The sequence below is a fragment of the Rahnella bruchi genome, from assembly GCF_003614975.1.
Classification (GTDB): Bacteria; Pseudomonadota; Gammaproteobacteria; order Enterobacterales; family Enterobacteriaceae; genus Rahnella; species Rahnella bruchi.
Window position 1 is genome coordinate 386,522 of sequence record NZ_QZWI01000003.1, and the last position, 14,985, is coordinate 401,506.

13 protein-coding genes and 1 riboswitch are annotated in these 14,985 nt (G+C 52.5%); of the genes, 5 read left to right on the plus strand and 8 right to left on the minus strand.

Annotation, left to right across the window (positions count from 1 at the left end; genetic code table 11):
- Positions 1-10 precede the first annotated feature (10 nt).
- Together D5398_RS09005 and D5398_RS09010 are read right to left on the minus strand one after the other, a co-directional pair.
- Entirely contained in the window at positions 11-199 is a 189-nt protein-coding gene (locus D5398_RS09005; protein ID WP_120507292.1) for a hypothetical protein, read from the minus strand.
- Positions 200-256: 57 nt separating this feature from the next.
- A complete protein-coding gene (locus D5398_RS09010) occupies positions 257-859 on the minus strand; it encodes a hypothetical protein (RefSeq protein WP_120507293.1) in 603 nt (200 codons plus the stop codon).
- 241 nt (positions 860-1,100) lie between these two features.
- Between D5398_RS09010 and D5398_RS09015 the strand changes: the two genes are divergently transcribed.
- Positions 1,101-1,949, plus strand: a complete 849-nt coding sequence (locus tag D5398_RS09015) for a hypothetical protein (RefSeq protein ID WP_120507294.1) — start codon at positions 1,101-1,103, stop codon at positions 1,947-1,949.
- A 6-nt stretch (positions 1,950-1,955) separates the two neighbouring features.
- Here D5398_RS09015 and thiD read toward each other — a convergent pair whose 3' ends face one another.
- Complete coding sequence (thiD, locus tag D5398_RS09020; protein ID WP_120507295.1) at positions 1,956-2,756, minus strand: bifunctional hydroxymethylpyrimidine kinase/phosphomethylpyrimidine kinase; 801 nt, start codon at positions 2,754-2,756, stop codon at positions 1,956-1,958.
- On the minus strand, positions 2,753-3,562 hold the full coding sequence (thiM, locus tag D5398_RS09025) for a hydroxyethylthiazole kinase (RefSeq protein WP_120507296.1): 810 nt from the start codon (positions 3,560-3,562) through the stop codon (positions 2,753-2,755). Before thiM ends, thiD begins: the two co-directional genes overlap by 4 nt.
- A gap of 34 nt (positions 3,563-3,596) precedes the next feature.
- Positions 3,597-3,696, minus strand: a riboswitch (TPP riboswitch).
- 161 nt (positions 3,697-3,857) lie between these two features.
- Here thiM and D5398_RS09030 point away from each other — a divergent pair.
- Entirely contained in the window at positions 3,858-4,307 is a 450-nt protein-coding gene (locus D5398_RS09030; protein ID WP_415838456.1) for a GNAT family N-acetyltransferase, read from the plus strand.
- A 138-nt stretch (positions 4,308-4,445) separates the two neighbouring features.
- A complete protein-coding gene (locus D5398_RS09035; protein ID WP_120507297.1) occupies positions 4,446-5,108 on the plus strand; it encodes a DUF3313 domain-containing protein in 663 nt (220 codons plus the stop codon).
- 156 nt (positions 5,109-5,264) lie between these two features.
- Here D5398_RS09035 and guaA read toward each other — a convergent pair whose 3' ends face one another.
- Both guaA and guaB read right to left on the minus strand, forming a co-directional pair.
- Positions 5,265-6,842, minus strand: coding sequence for a glutamine-hydrolyzing GMP synthase (guaA, locus tag D5398_RS09040; RefSeq protein ID WP_120507298.1), 1,578 nt, complete (start codon positions 6,840-6,842; stop codon positions 5,265-5,267).
- 103 nt (positions 6,843-6,945) lie between these two features.
- Positions 6,946-8,412, minus strand: coding sequence for an IMP dehydrogenase (gene guaB / locus D5398_RS09045; RefSeq protein ID WP_162940739.1), 1,467 nt, complete (start codon positions 8,410-8,412; stop codon positions 6,946-6,948).
- Positions 8,413-8,580: 168 nt separating this feature from the next.
- Between guaB and xseA the strand changes: the two genes are divergently transcribed.
- Complete coding sequence (xseA, locus tag D5398_RS09050) at positions 8,581-9,951, plus strand: exodeoxyribonuclease VII large subunit (RefSeq protein WP_120507300.1); 1,371 nt, start codon at positions 8,581-8,583, stop codon at positions 9,949-9,951.
- Between the two features lie 63 nt (positions 9,952-10,014).
- Here the strand turns inward: xseA and D5398_RS09055 are convergent, their stop codons facing one another.
- Together D5398_RS09055 and D5398_RS09060 are read right to left on the minus strand one after the other, a co-directional pair.
- A complete protein-coding gene (locus D5398_RS09055; protein WP_120507301.1) occupies positions 10,015-12,378 on the minus strand; it encodes a glycoside hydrolase family 31 protein in 2,364 nt (787 codons plus the stop codon).
- The gene (locus D5398_RS09060; protein ID WP_120507302.1) at positions 12,375-13,688 is read right to left on the minus strand and encodes an MFS transporter; all 1,314 of its coding nucleotides are present in this window, start codon (positions 13,686-13,688) and stop codon (positions 12,375-12,377) included. Before D5398_RS09060 ends, D5398_RS09055 begins: the two co-directional genes overlap by 4 nt.
- A 214-nt stretch (positions 13,689-13,902) precedes the next feature.
- Here D5398_RS09060 and D5398_RS09065 point away from each other — a divergent pair, with 214 nt between their 5' ends.
- Positions 13,903-14,985: a LacI family DNA-binding transcriptional regulator gene (locus tag D5398_RS09065; RefSeq protein WP_120507303.1), complete on the plus strand. Its 1,083-nt coding sequence runs from the start codon at positions 13,903-13,905 to the stop codon at positions 14,983-14,985.

Sequence of the window (14,985 nt, forward strand, 5' to 3'; positions counted from 1 at the left end):
CATTTCAAGATTAGCGCTGTTTTTTCTGCAGCTTAGATGGAGGGTAAAAAGCTTCTGGTGGCCCATTCAGCACACCGCTAATCTCATCATCTTCCACATCATTTTTATGTTTCTCATCACAGTACCTTAGAAATCCGACGACCAGCTCCACCAGCTCGATCTGACGTGGTGACAAGTGACTGAGCTTATCCATATCCATTTAATCCTCCTGTCAAATAGGCTTACCATAAAATAAATATCACAAATACTAAGCCCTTCAATTAATTAACTTACTTGTCATGTACTCATGTAACAGAAAGTAATTAGACTCACATTCCATTTTCCCTGGAACTGAAAATAGCGGAGCTGATGAAATATAAAACCTCATAACATCATCATTGACAACATCTTTAATGATAAATTTTATCTTTTCCTTTTCCAGTATTTTATTTGCATCAAGAACATCGGCATAAATAACCATCACGCATAGGCTGTAATAAAGCATGTTTCTTTTTAATGGATGTCCTTCTGTTTTGCGATAGAAATTCTCCAGCGAGTTCAACTCAACAGGCCCGGTCACAGGCCTACATGACTTCAGCAAGAACGCGGCCCTCTCCTGCTGAGGATTATTGAGACAAAAAACATAAGCCATCTGTTCTATACCCGATTCCCATGGTTTGTTTTTCCTATATTGCTTAAATAACCATTGCCAGTTAAGCAAGTCTTTCTCAGGTTGCAATAGATTGCGCCTCGCGCGACGCTGCTGCCAGATAATATCACTACGGCAAATACATCTTATAATAAGCGGGACATTTAACTGAGCAAAAGCCGCATTCATTGTTGATACCGTCTCGGCAATGACCTTTTCATGTAACGTCATATCTTCTTTTTATTCTCACGCATAAAAAATAATAACGAAATAATAATTAGCAGACCAGGAATAACAATAACCAACCTTATTTTTGTCGATACGCCTCGTAAAATTTCGTCATTACACGCATGAATAATCGGGCAGCCAAACTGCCATTTTGCGACGGCATGCAAATTTTGCGGGTTAGCCCTAAAATCTGTATGACAACTTGGTGTAAGCTGTAAACCACATCAACACCGTGGATACTTTTATGCCAGCTGCTGCCCCCCTGAAAAAAAGCTATTACAGCGCCGATCAATCACTGTCTCTCTCCCAACTCGATAACGAGAAAATCACGCAAATCGTGCAAGATCTGGACGTGGCTGAAAGTGAAAAAGAACATTACGTCATGGGCTGGATGGGTCAGAACAGCGTAGTGGTGGTGAGAAATTATCAGGATAAACGCGGTACTTCGAATGGTCTGGTGTTATCCCGAGGCAACCGTTACAAGCTTACCGTCCAGGCGATTACCTTTCGCATTCCCAAATTTTTATTGTGGGTGACCTTCCGTCGTCGGCCCCGCATTATGACCGTCATTGCTTATAACAAACTGGGCGAACAGGCGACCGGCCTGCAACAATTTATTCATGTGCAGGACCCTGAATTACGGGAAAAGCTGGAAAGCGACTGGCGCGAGCTGAATGACTATCTGGGCCTGGCCTGCTGGCAGATGGATAACAACCGCCCGTTGTGGCGTCAGTTGCATCAGGAAATCTCACCGCAGGCACTGTGGACACTGGCGGAATCACCGTGGTTCAGCGGTAAAAAACTTCAAAAAGACGGTGAGTTTGAAGGCCTGTGGTCGCACGAACAATTTATTGGCCGACGCACAGGAGAGCATGCCGCATTATTGCTGTCGTGGAAGGACGAAGAAAACGAGGATATCGCCAGCTATCTGTTTGAAAGGGTTTCAGCGAATAAAATCCGCATCTTGCTGCGTCCGCGTAAAGAAGAGAAATTCTATCCGCTGAATCCGTTTGATGCGCAGCATTTGCAACAGGCTCTGGCGAAATTTCATGAAGCCGAACAGGCGCTGAGCGAATCCCAGCGCCGAGCTTAACGGACTTTACCACCAGCGGTGAAAATGATGGACAGGCCCGATGCCGTGGCCGACTTCGAGGGAATCGGCCTGCATCAGCGCCTGCTGCAAATATTCCTTGGCTTCGCGCACGGTATCAGCCCAGTTGTTATGCCGTGGCCGCAAAGCCGCCAGCGCCGCAGATAACGTACATCCGGTGCCATGAGTGTGGCGGGTGTCCACGCGTGGCGCAGTAAAACGCTCACGCGAGCCGGACATAAACAGCCAGTCCGGACTCTCCTCATCGCTCAGATGGCCGCCTTTCATCAGTACCGCGCCACATCCCATCGCCAGCAAGGCTTCTCCCTGTTCCCGCATTTCAGTTTCATTGGTGGCGACTGCGCATTCCAGCAATGCTGCGGCTTCCGGAAGATTTGGCGTAATAATGGATACCTGCGGGATCAGCAAACGACGCACGGCATCCACCGCTTCCGGCAGTAACAGCGGGTCGCCACTTTTTGCCAGCATGACAGTATCGAGCACCACAAAAGGCGGCTGATAATGTCTGAGCCGCTCCGCAACCACTTCTACAATCTGACTGTTTGCCAGCATGCCGATTTTCGCGCTGTCGATACGAACGTCGCTCAGCACGGAATCCAGCTGCGCCGAAACAAAATCCGGCTCAATGTTATAAACCGACTGCACGCCACGGGTATTTTGCGCCACCAGCGCGGTGATCACGCTGGTTCCGTACGCACCCAGCGCCGAAAAGGCTTTTAAATCTGCCTGGATCCCTGCTCCGCCGCTCGGGTCGGTGCCTGCAATTGTCAGCGCATTTACTCGTTTCATTGCATCCCCTTCCCGTTCAGCCATTCTTCGTTGATTAAATACAAGTTATCGAGGAATTCTGGCGCAAAACTGCCCGGACCTTTCACCACTTCACAGGCCCGTTCTCCGGCGCAGGACATCACGCGGCAGGCTGCGGCAACGTTATCCAGCCGGTCGCCCGGTAAAGCCACAAAGGCGGCGACCACAGCAGACAGCGCGCATCCGGTGCCCACCACGCGGGTCATCATCTGATGTCCGCCCGCTACTGCCCAACTGCGTTCACCCTCGGTGACATAATCCGTTTCACCGGTGATGGCCACAATCGCGCCGGTTTTATGCGCCAGTTGTTGTGCAGCGGGTAATGCTGAGAGGGAATCATCGCCGCTGTCCACGCCACGACCGGATGCACTGAGTCCACTGAGCGCAAGAATTTCGGACGCGTTACCCCGGATCGCCGCCGGTTTGAGTTTGATGAGTTCAAGGCAAAATTCGGTGCGCCAGCTAAGGCCTCCGACAGCCACCGGATCCAGTACCCAAGGTTTTCCGGCCTGATTAGCCGCGTGAATGGCCGCCAGCATCGCATCGGCATGAGGGCGGGTCAGCGTGCCGACATTCACCAGTAACGCATCGGCGATGGCACTGAACTGCGCGGCTTCGGCGGGATCAACCACCATCGCCGGAGACGCACCCAGCGCAAGCAGAACATTGGCGGTAAAGGATTGCACCACATCGTTGGTCAGGCAGTGAACCAGCGGCGCAGAAAGGCGGAGTTGTTGCAAAGAGGTGGCGACTAACGCGCCGGGAATGATAATAGGTCGGGTATTCATAAGTCTCCCCACCGGCACTCAGGAAGGCGGTATCGGGAGAGATACCTGACTTCCCTACGCTGGCATAATCCAGATCAGGTAATACGGGTAAAATCTCAGCCAGGCTTTTTCAGCAGGCACCCCGAGTCAAGAAAGCATTATTGGCGGCAATGGGCAGAAGATCAATCAACAATTGGTAAGCCGGGAATACACATGTCCGCAGCCCTGCCGGCAAAACCAAATTGAACTTAATCAATGCCACTGGCAGTATCAGTCATGGATTGCGCGCTCCGGATAGCAATCATCTACCGTCTTAATGGAGGCTTATTCTTTGCCATCGACCCTCAATATCCGCCCTTACGATGAGGCAGACCGTCCGTTTTTACGCACGCTTTATCTGGCTTCCCGAAAACATACCTGGACCTGGCTGGAAGACGATTTTCAGCTCGAAGATTTTGATCGTGCGGTTATCGGCGAAAAGATACTGGTCGCCGAACGTGACGGGCATCTGCTGGGATTTGCCTCTATTTTTACGCAGGAGAATTTTCTGCATAACCTGTTTGTCGATCCGCAATTTCAGGGAAGCGGTGCAGGCTCAGCGTTGCTTCATGCCGCCGAAGCCACTTTTACCCGCAGAGGTTCTCTGAAATGTTTAGTGAAGAGTAAAAATTCGGTCGGATTTTACTTATCAAAAGGTTGGATTATCCTTTCCAGGGGAGACAGCCCTAAGGGCGAGTATTACTTATTTCATTCACCCGAAAAATGACCGGAAACGGAATTATTAGCAGGTATTGGCATATTTTCATGATTCTGACTCATATCAATTTTTCTTTGTTGTTAAGAGGTTAAATTTCCCAGCAGTGCTATACATACTTTGTCTTCCTTAAAATTTTCGAGGGTACGAATGAAAAAAATAAGACTGATGCAGGTTGCTGCTGTCGCCGGTGTATTATTTTTGGCCGGTTGTACCAACCATGTCACACAAACGGATAAATTCTCTGGTTTCCTTGGGGACTATTCAGGCCTTAAGGAAGTGAAAACCGCCTCAGGAAACCCTGTGCTGCGCTGGATAGACCCTTCATATAAACGCGCAAATTACTCTTATATTAAATATGAACCCATCAAGTTCTATCCGGAACCGCAGCCAACTCCACAAATCAGCAAAGATACCCTTCAGGGGGTTCTGGATTATGCCAACAGTATAATGAAACCCGCTCTGGCAAATCGCATGCAGCTGACAGACCACGCGGGTCCGCGTACGCTGATTTTCAGAGGTGCTATCACGGGTGTGAATACCTCAGCTGAAGGGCTGCAATTCTACGAAGTCATTCCGGTTGCGCTGGTCATTGCTGGCACGGAAACCGCGACAGGCCATCGTACGCGTGATACCGAAGTCTATTTTGAGGGTGAGCTGATCGACGCCAGCACAGGTAAACCTGTGATCAAAGTAGTACGTAAAGGTTTCGGTAAACAAGTTTCAAACGACAATCAGAAAGTCACCGCAAATGATCTGAAAGTGGTCGTCGACAGCATGGCTAACGACACCCGGCTGTTCCCGCGCGAATAAATATACCCATCAAATGCAAGAGGCAGCCGGATGGCTGCCTTTTTTATACTGAGTCTGCAATATCACTCTGCGAGAATTTCAGACATAAAAAACGCCAGTGGATCTTACGATCACACTGGCGTTTTTATGAGTTCAGACTTTAGCTTTCGCTAAAACTTATTCCCACTCGATCGTAGCCGGCGGCTTACCGGAGATGTCATACACCACGCGGGAAATGCCGTTGACTTCGTTAATGATGCGGTTGGAGCAACGGCCGAGGAAATCGTACGGCAGGTGCGCCCAGTGCGCGGTCATGAAGTCGATAGTTTCTACTGCACGCAGGGAAACCACCCAGTCATATTTACGACCATCACCCATCACACCAACGGACCGGACTGGCAGGAAGACGGTGAACGCCTGGCTGACTTTGTTGTACAGGTCGGCTTTATGCAGTTCTTCGATGAAGATTGCATCGGCACGGCGCAACAGGTCGCAATATTCTTTCTTCACTTCGCCCAGCACGCGAACGCCCAGACCGGGTCCCGGGAACGGGTGACGGTAAAGCATATCGTATGGCAGGCCGAGTTCCAGACCGATTTTACGCACTTCGTCTTTGAACAACTCTTTCAGCGGCTCAACCAGACCCAGTTTCATTTCTTTCGGCAGACCGCCCACGTTGTGGTGCGATTTGATCACGTGCGCTTTGCCAGTGGCAGAGGCCGCGGACTCGATCACGTCAGGGTAGATGGTGCCCTGCGCCAGCCATTTCACTTCATCCTGCTTGCAGGCTTCTTCGTCGAACACTTCCACGAAGACGCGGCCAATGATTTTACGTTTAGCTTCTGGCTCATCTACGCCCGCCAGCGCAGACAGGAAACGCTCCTCGGCAGCAACATGAACGATGTTCAGACCGAAACGGTCACCGAACATTTCCAGAACCTGATCCGCTTCATTCAGACGCAGCAGGCCGTTGTCCACGAATACGCAAGTCAGGCGATCACCAATGGCACGGTGCAGCAGCATGGCGGTAACAGAGGAGTCAACACCACCGGACAGGCCGAGGATCACGTGATCGTCGCCAATCTGTACACGCAGGCGTTCAACGGCGTCTTCGATAATTTTCGCTGGCGTCCACAAGGCTTCGCACTCGCAGATGTCCATGATGAAACGCTCAAGCATACGCAGGCCCTGACGGGTATGCGTCACTTCCGGGTGGAACTGCACACCGTAGAAGCGTTTTTCTTCGTTGGCCATAATGGCAAACGGGCAAGTCTCGGTGCTGGCAACGGTCACGAAATCGGACGGGATGGCAGTGACTTTATCGCCGTGGCTCATCCAGACGTCGAGCAGCGGTTTGTTGTTCTCGCTCAGGGCGTCCTGAATGTCACGGATCAGCGCGCTTTCAGTCTGAACTTCAACCTGCGCATAACCAAATTCGCGCTCGTGTGAACCTTCAACATGGCCGCCTAACTGCATTGCCATGGTCTGCATGCCGTAGCAAACGCCAAGAACCGGAACACCGGCTTCGAAGACATAATCAGGGGCACGCGGGCTGTCATGCTCGGTAGTACTTTCCGGGCCGCCGGACAGGATGATCCCGTTCGGATTGAATTCGCGGATTTGGGCTTCGGTTACGTCCCAGGCCCAGAGTTCGCAATAGACACCCAGTTCACGCACGCGTCGCGCAACAAGTTGGGTGTACTGGGAGCCGAAATCGAGGATCAGGATACGGTGCTTGTGAATATTTTCGCTCATGAGGGGGCGTTTTCCAGAAAGCAATAAAAGCGTTAAAACAACAGGTTAAATTTTCTAACAATCTTAAAAGCAGACAGCGAGCCTTAGCTCGCTGTCTTTAGGGTCAGGATCCCATGCGGTAGTTCGGTGACTCTTTAGTAATTGTCACGTCATGCACGTGGCTTTCCTGGATCCCTGCACCGCTGATGCGGACAAATTCAGCCTTGGTGCGCAGGTCGTCGATGGTAGCACAACCGGTCAGCCCCATACAGGAGCGCAGGCCACCCATTTGCTGGTGGATGATCTCCTTCAGACGGCCTTTGTACGCCACGCGACCTTCGATACCTTCCGGTACCAGTTTGTCAGCGGCGTTATCCGTCTGGAAATAACGGTCAGAAGAACCTTTGGACATCGCGCCAAGAGAACCCATACCACGGTAAGACTTGTACGAACGGCCCTGGAACAGCTCGATTTCGCCCGGCGATTCTTCTGTACCCGCCAGCATCCCGCCAACCATCACACAGCTTGCGCCAGCAGCGATAGCTTTTGCGATGTCGCCGGAGAAACGGATACCGCCGTCAGCGATAACCGGAATACCGGTGCCTTCCAGCGCTTCAACCGCGTCAGAAACGGCGGTGATTTGCGGAACACCGACGCCGGTGACGATACGGGTGGTACAAATCGAACCAGGACCGATACCGACTTTCACTGCGCTCACGCCCGCTTTCGCCAGTGCCAGAGCACCTGCGCCAGTCGCGACGTTACCGCCAATGATTTGCAGATCCGGATATTTAGCGCGGGTAGCGCGGATACGTTCCAGAACGCCTTCGGAGTGGCCGTGTGAGGAGTCAATCAGCAGAACGTCAACACCAGCAGCAACCAGTGCATCAATACGTTCTTCGTTGCCCGCACCTGCGCCAACTGCAGCACCGACGCGCAGGCTGCCCTGCTCATCTTTACAGGCGTTGGGTTTACGTTCGGCTTTCTGGAAGTCTTTAACGGTGATCATACCGAGCAGATGGAATTGCGCGTCAACAACCAGCGCTTTCTCTACACGTTTTTCGTGCATTTTTTGCAGTACGACTTCGCGGGATTCGCCTTCTTTGACAGTAACCAGACGCTCTTTCGGCGTCATGACCGCAGTCACAGGCTGTTCCAGGTCGGTCACGAAGCGCACGTCACGACCGGTAATGATACCGACCAGTTCGTTGCCTTCAGTCACCACCGGGTAACCGGCAAAACCGTTAATTTCGGTGAGTTCTTTAACCTGACGCAGAGTGGTCGCAGGCGTGACCGTTTTCGGGTCAGCAACAACGCCGCTTTCATGCTTTTTCACGCGACGGACTTCATCCGCCTGACGTTCAATAGACATGTTCTTGTGGATGAATCCGAGGCCGCCTTCCTGCGCTAGAGCAATCGCCAGATTCGCTTCAGTCACGGTATCCATGGCTGCGGACAGCATAGGGATATTCAGACGGATTTTAGCGGTCAGTTGAGTACCGAGGTCGGCAGTGTTAGGCAGAACTGTGGAGTGGGCTGGAACAAGGAGAACGTCGTCGAACGTTAGTGCTTCTTTTGCGATACGTAGCATGGGCAATATCTCACCAAGGTGGATGCGGAAAAGATAAAATATTGCAGCGGGAGTATACAGGTGAGTAGGCATTCCGACCAGAACTATTTCAAAAACTTCTTGATTACCTTTTGAGGGCATGTAGTATCAACCGATTAAGTCTCTGTTTTTGAATTTGATCTGGATCACATGTCACTACCTTCTTCGCCTCCGATTTTTACCGTAAGCCGCCTGAATCAGACGGTCCGACAGTTGCTGGAAAACGAAATGGGTCAGGTCTGGCTCTCCGGTGAGATTTCAAACTTCTCTCAGCCCTCCTCCGGCCACTGGTATTTTACGCTCAAAGACGACCGCGCTCAGGTCAAATGCGCGATGTTCCGTAATACCAACCGCCGCACGACATTCCGTCCGCAAAACGGTCAGCAGGTGTTGGTTCGCGCGACCATTACTTTGTATGAACCGCGTGGCGATTATCAGCTGATTGCCGAAAGCATGCAGGAAGCCGGTGATGGCCTGTTGCAGCAAAAATTCGATTTACTGAAACAGCAGCTGGCCGCCGAAGGTCTGTTTGATGCGCAGTTTAAACAACCGCTACCTTCGCCGGCTAAATGCGTCGGGGTGATCACCTCCGCCAGCGGTGCTGCTCTGCATGACGTCTTAAATGTCTTAAAACGTCGCGATCCGTCGTTACCTGTCATTATCTATCCCACCTCCGTTCAGGGCGTGGATGCACCCGCACAAATTGTCCGAGCCATTCAGCTGGCCAATGCCCGCGAAGAAGTGGATGTTTTGATTGTCGGGCGAGGTGGTGGTTCGCTGGAAGATTTATGGAGTTTTAACGATGAACGTGTGGCACGGGCTATTTTCGCCAGCCGCATTCCTGTTGTCAGCGCCGTCGGCCACGAAACCGATGTCACCATTGCCGATTTTGTTGCGGATTTGCGTGCGCCAACGCCTTCCGCCGCCGCCGAACTCATCAGCCGCAATCAGCTTGAACTACTGCGCCAGATCCAGTCTCAGCAGCAGCGCCTCGAGATGGCGATGGATTATTATCTTGCGCAGCTGGCTCAGCGCTTCACTCGTCTGAATCATCGCCTGCAACAGCAACATCCGCATTTACGGCTGGCACGCCAGCAAACGGCGCTGTTCAAATTGCGCCGTCGACTGGATGAAGCCATGCAAAATCATCTGCGCCAGATGTTGCGGCGCACCGACCGTTTACAGCAGCGCCTGACGCAACAACAGCCACAACCGCGTATTCACCGTGCTCAGCAGCGGGTTCAGCAGTTGCAATACCGGCTGCAACAGGCGATGTCATCACAGCTTACCGAAAGCCGTCAGCGTTTTGGTACCGCCTGCACACAGCTTGAGAGCGTCAGCCCGCTGGCGACCCTCGCCCGTGGTTACAGCGTGACGACGACACCGCAAGGGGCATTATTGAAGCAAACGACGCAGACAGCACCGGGCGATACGCTGAAAACACGTCTGGCCGATGGCTGGATTGAAAGTGAAGTAAAATCGGTTGTGGTGGATAAGAAAACGCGAAAACGTGCGGTTTAGCCCGGAGTTGGGTTTAAAACCCTCTCCCTACCTCCCCCTTCGAGGGGGAGGTCATTGAAAAATTTAGAGATTATAGTTTGTTTTTTTCACACCGTTCACCCACACCTCACGCGCTTCGCCTTGCGGCAGCACGATGCTCAGGGTTTTCCAGGCTGGTTTGAAATCCCCGCGCTGCGTCAGCGTGATATTGATTCGCTGATCGTCACTCAAAATATCCCAGTTCAGCCACAGTGCATGATTTTGCTCCCAGCGATGGCTTTCGCCGTCATCCTCAAACAACATGCCTGACGATTTAGCCTGACCTGGCGCCGGATACACATGCAATTCGCGCAGCATATCTTTGCTGGCATCAACATGCGCCAGACGGCAGGATTGCGGCAGTGCAGCACCTGCACGAACCAGCAACGGCAGACGATCCAGAGGCGCCTTGAGTGTGATTGTCTGACCGCCAGCAAACCATTCGCCGGTGTAGAAATCACACCAGCCGATGCCGTTATCAGGCAGATAAACATCACGTTCACGCTGACCTTCATCCACCACGCTTGCGACCAGCAAATCGCGGCCCATCAGGAAATCGTCGGTTTCGGCGAAGGTATTTTTGTCGTGCTCATGATCGAGGAATGTCGGGCGCAGCATCGGCTCGTCATCGGCATGAGCCTGCCACAGTAAGGTGTAGAAATAGGGCAGCAGACGGTAGCGCAGACGGATTGCGTCGCGGATAAGCGGCGTCACCTGCGGGTACATCCATGGCTCATTCACTGTGTGATCATCATTCCATGAATGGATGGTAAAACGCGGATGCATCACGCCGTTTTGCACCCAGCGGACGAACAGTTCTGCATCCGGCTTATCGCCTGAAAATCCGCCGACATCGTGCCCGACGTTATACAAACCGGATAAACTCATGCCGATGCCCATGCGGGTGTTGTAGCGTAGCGTCTGCCAGTTAGTGCGGTTATCACCGCTCCATGTTTGTACATAACGCTGCATGCCCGCACACCCTGAACGTGAAATCAGATACGGCCGGGTTTCGGGCGCAAAACTTTGCTGTGCTTCAAAGGATGCGCGCATCATCAGCAGCGGCATCACCGGACGGATATGTTTGATGGCGATGGTTTTGCCGAAGCCGTAGCAGCGCGCATCGCTGTCCCAGACTTCATATTCGTTATTGTCGTTCCACGTCGATCCGATGCCTTTTTCCAGCAACTGCTGCGTCACGCCCTTCTGCCACCAGCGGATGGCGGAAGGATGGGTGAAATCGAGATGCGAGCCTTCGTCGTCCCAGAAAACAGAGCGCTCCGGCACATTGTTTTCGCTGTCACGAATAAACAGCCCCTGCTCCGCGACCTGCCCGTACTGCGGGTGATCCTGCAACAGGCACGGTTTGATATTGGCAGCCAGCCGGATACCCGCATCGAGAAACGCCTTTGACATCACTTCCGGCTCCGGCACTTTGTCGTAGTTCCAGTTGAAGACGTAACGCTTATTACCAATCGATGTGTAACCCGATGAAAGCTGGAAGGAATCGCACGCAATTTCATGTTGCTTGCACAGAGTGATGAATTTCATCAACTGCTGCTGGGCATCCGGCGCATCGGTGTAATACATGGTCGAGCCGCTGTAACCGAGGCTCCATTTCGGGCCAAAAGTGGTTTTACCGGTCAGACGAACCAGCTTTTTGGTAACGTCGAGAGTTGTTGGCCCGATGAAAAGGTAATAATCCAGATCCCCCGCTTCCGCGCTGAAACGACGATAAGGCAGATGGTAATTATCCAGTTCATTGCCAAGATCTAACCAGACATTGCTGAGATTGTCGTAGAACACGCCAAAACTCACTTCATTACGCCGCGTCAGGGTGAACGGAATATGTTTGTACAACGGATCGGTGCTTGCGGCGTTATAGCCCATCGCATCCAGATTGCGCATTTCAAAACGGCGACCACTGCGGTTGAGATCACCGGCTTTTTCGCCCAACCCGTACACACCATCCTGGGCCTCGCGCAACTGATAGTGCGCAGAGGCGTCATTTTTAACACCCAGCATATACGCGCCGGTTTTACGGTCTTTTACCAGCGGCAGCCACGCGCCGTCCTCATTCTTATATTCCCACTCGAGCCACAAGGGCTGATGGACTGTAACGCGCAGTGCGCCGGTGGTCAGCATCAGGCAGTCCTCGCATTGCTCCAGCTGGTAGCCTGGCAGTGAGAAGCCTTCGTTGCTTAGACGATCTCGTCCTTCCCAGGGCACATCATTTTGTGGCGCAATACTCCAGGTACGGTCCAGCGCCAGTTCGCCATTACGTTGAATAAATACGCGGATTAATCCCTGTTCCAGCACACGCATGGAAAACAGATGTTTACCGTCAACACGCAAATCCACGCCTGCGTCATTTTGCCCGGCAAGCTCCCAGTGTTTTAACGTCTTCATACACTCTCCCTTTTTGCCGGATTGCGGCGTTCAGCGATCAGGGCAACCAGAAAGACTGCGCCGATCAAATCAAAGAATCCCATGGCGATAAATAGCGGGTTGAAACCCATTTTGTCGGCAACAGCGCCGATCAGAAGTGAAAACAGGAAGCTGGCGATCCATGCAGAAGAGCCGCGCATACCATTCACCGTCGCCACCTGATTTTTGTCGAATGTCTCAACCACTACGGCGCTCAGCATGCAGGAAATAACCTGATGACCGAATCCGCCAATGGAGATCAGCGCGATGGCGGCGTACGGACTTTGTGTCACGGCAACCAGCGCCAGAGACAGCATCATAAATGCGCCGGTAACAGAACTGGCGACGATGGAGTTAATGCGGGTGCAGCCAAACACCTTGCGGTACAGCGTGGTGAGATAGCCGCTGGCAATACTGCCCAAATCGGCAGCCAGGAACGGCAACCAGGCGAACATCACGATGTGTTTTAAATCCATCCCGCGTTCGTTGGCGAGGTACAGCGGCACCCAGAAACTGAACACGGCCCATGCAGGTTCAGCCAGGAATGCCGGAATGGCGATACCGTAGAATTTTTTGTTTTTGCAGACAACTTTCAGCGATTTGATAAAGGGCAGACGGGTTTGCTGGGGTTCATTATCAGAACGGATCAGCGCAAGTTCGTCTTCACTTAAGTTCGGGTGCGTTTCCGGTGAATGGTAAAATTTCCACCACAGCAGAACCCACAGCATCGACAACACGCCGCAGAACAGGAAGGCACCTCGCCAGCCAAATGACAGGTGAGCAACCAGGATAATCGGCGGAGCCAGCATGGCGCCAATCGAGAAACCGACGCCTGCCCAACCTGCGGCGACCGGACGTTCCTTACGCGGGAACCAGTCGGAAATCGCTTTGGCATTGGCCGGAGTTGCTGCCGCCTCCGCGCTGCCCATGAAGAAACGCAGCACCGCCAGCTGGATCCAGCTGCCCGCACCGGCGTGTAGCATACAAACGACGGCCCAGATTGAAGCGCAGATCAGAAATCCCAGCTTCAACCCGATCACGTCAATCAGCCAGCCGCACAGTGGCTGGAAAATTGTATAGGCCGCCTGAAACGCCGCCACGATGTAGGAATATTGTTCGGTGGTCATGTTCAGGCTGGTTTTCAGTTCAGCCGCCAGCAGACCCAGAGAATTTCGCGTGACGTAATTCACCGTCACCCCAAGCAGGAACAGAGCCAGCATCCACCAGCGTAAGGCCTTTATTTTTCGACGTCCGGCAACAGCGGTCGTTTCGGTGTTGATCTGAATTGTCATGTCCGTTCTCCCACCCGTCGGCCTGGCCGCAGATGATGTGTTATATGAGGTACTTCTGCAGAGTAGGCAGACGGATTTGTGAGCGAAACGTGATTTTTTGCAAAAGCTTTCACGCTATAACTGCGGGGCGAATTCAGGACGGATAAAAGCTTATGTGTTCCCGACCTTCTCAGGTGAAAAATTTTGCAGGGATGATTTTGAAGGAGATCACAGTTTGAAAGGAAAGTTAAATATCCAGCAGATTGCCGACCAGACAGGGCTGTCCATCAGCACAGTTTCACGGGTTCTGGCAGGAAAAAATAATACCAGCAGCAAGGCACGCGACTGCGTACTGGAGTGTGCGAAAGCTCAGGGGGTGTTCAGCGGGCTTTCCAACGGCAGGCTGATGCTCAATAACATCATGATTTTCGCCCCAGCCCGTGCCTTTGATGTGCGCAGCGATATTTTTTACTACAAGGCAATCCAGGGCATTCTGGCAGCCACCGCAAATCATGAGGTTCGTGTCCGCTACTGTGCGATGGAAGAAGAAAATGCCGACGCGGCGCTGTTTATCGCCAAAATGACGGATCCGATAACCGAGGCCGGGCTGCTGGTTGGCATTGACGATCCGCATATTCACCAGCTTGCCTCTGAGATGGGGAAACCTTGCGTGCTGGTTAACTGCTATGACCGCTTTATGCACCATGACAGCGTGAGTCCCGATCATCAGACGATGGGCGATTTTGCCTGCGATTATCTTTTTTCGCAGGGCCATAAGCATATCGTGACCGTGCAGTGTCTGCGCCGCCACACGATGGAACTGCGACTGACCGGCATCAAACAGGCGTTTGCGCGCCATCATCAGACCTTCTGTGACAAGCAACATTTGATCAATACTTCCGGATTTGGCGCGCAGGAAAGTGAACAGGCGCTGCTGGAATATCTGGATTCATTGTCACCGGAACAGCCCGTTCCCACGGCAATTCTGGCCGGTGGTGATTTTATGGCCTCGGGCATAGTGTCGGCCTTGTCCAAACGCGGTTTGTCAGTACCCGGCGATATCAGCATCATCAGCACCGATGGGTTTAATCTGGCGGAGATCCACGACGTTCCGCTGACGGCTGTCCTTGTTCCGCGTGATGAGCTGGGCGCAGAGGCGATTGCGTTACTTCAGCGCCGCATGCTTCGCCCTGATGCACCGCATACCACGCAGCTGTTGCAAGGCAAACTGGTGGTGCGGGATTCGGTCAGAAAAGCCTCCGGACGCGCCGTAACATCGCATCCGCATAAATTGTATGACCTGCAGCCGGACAGATAA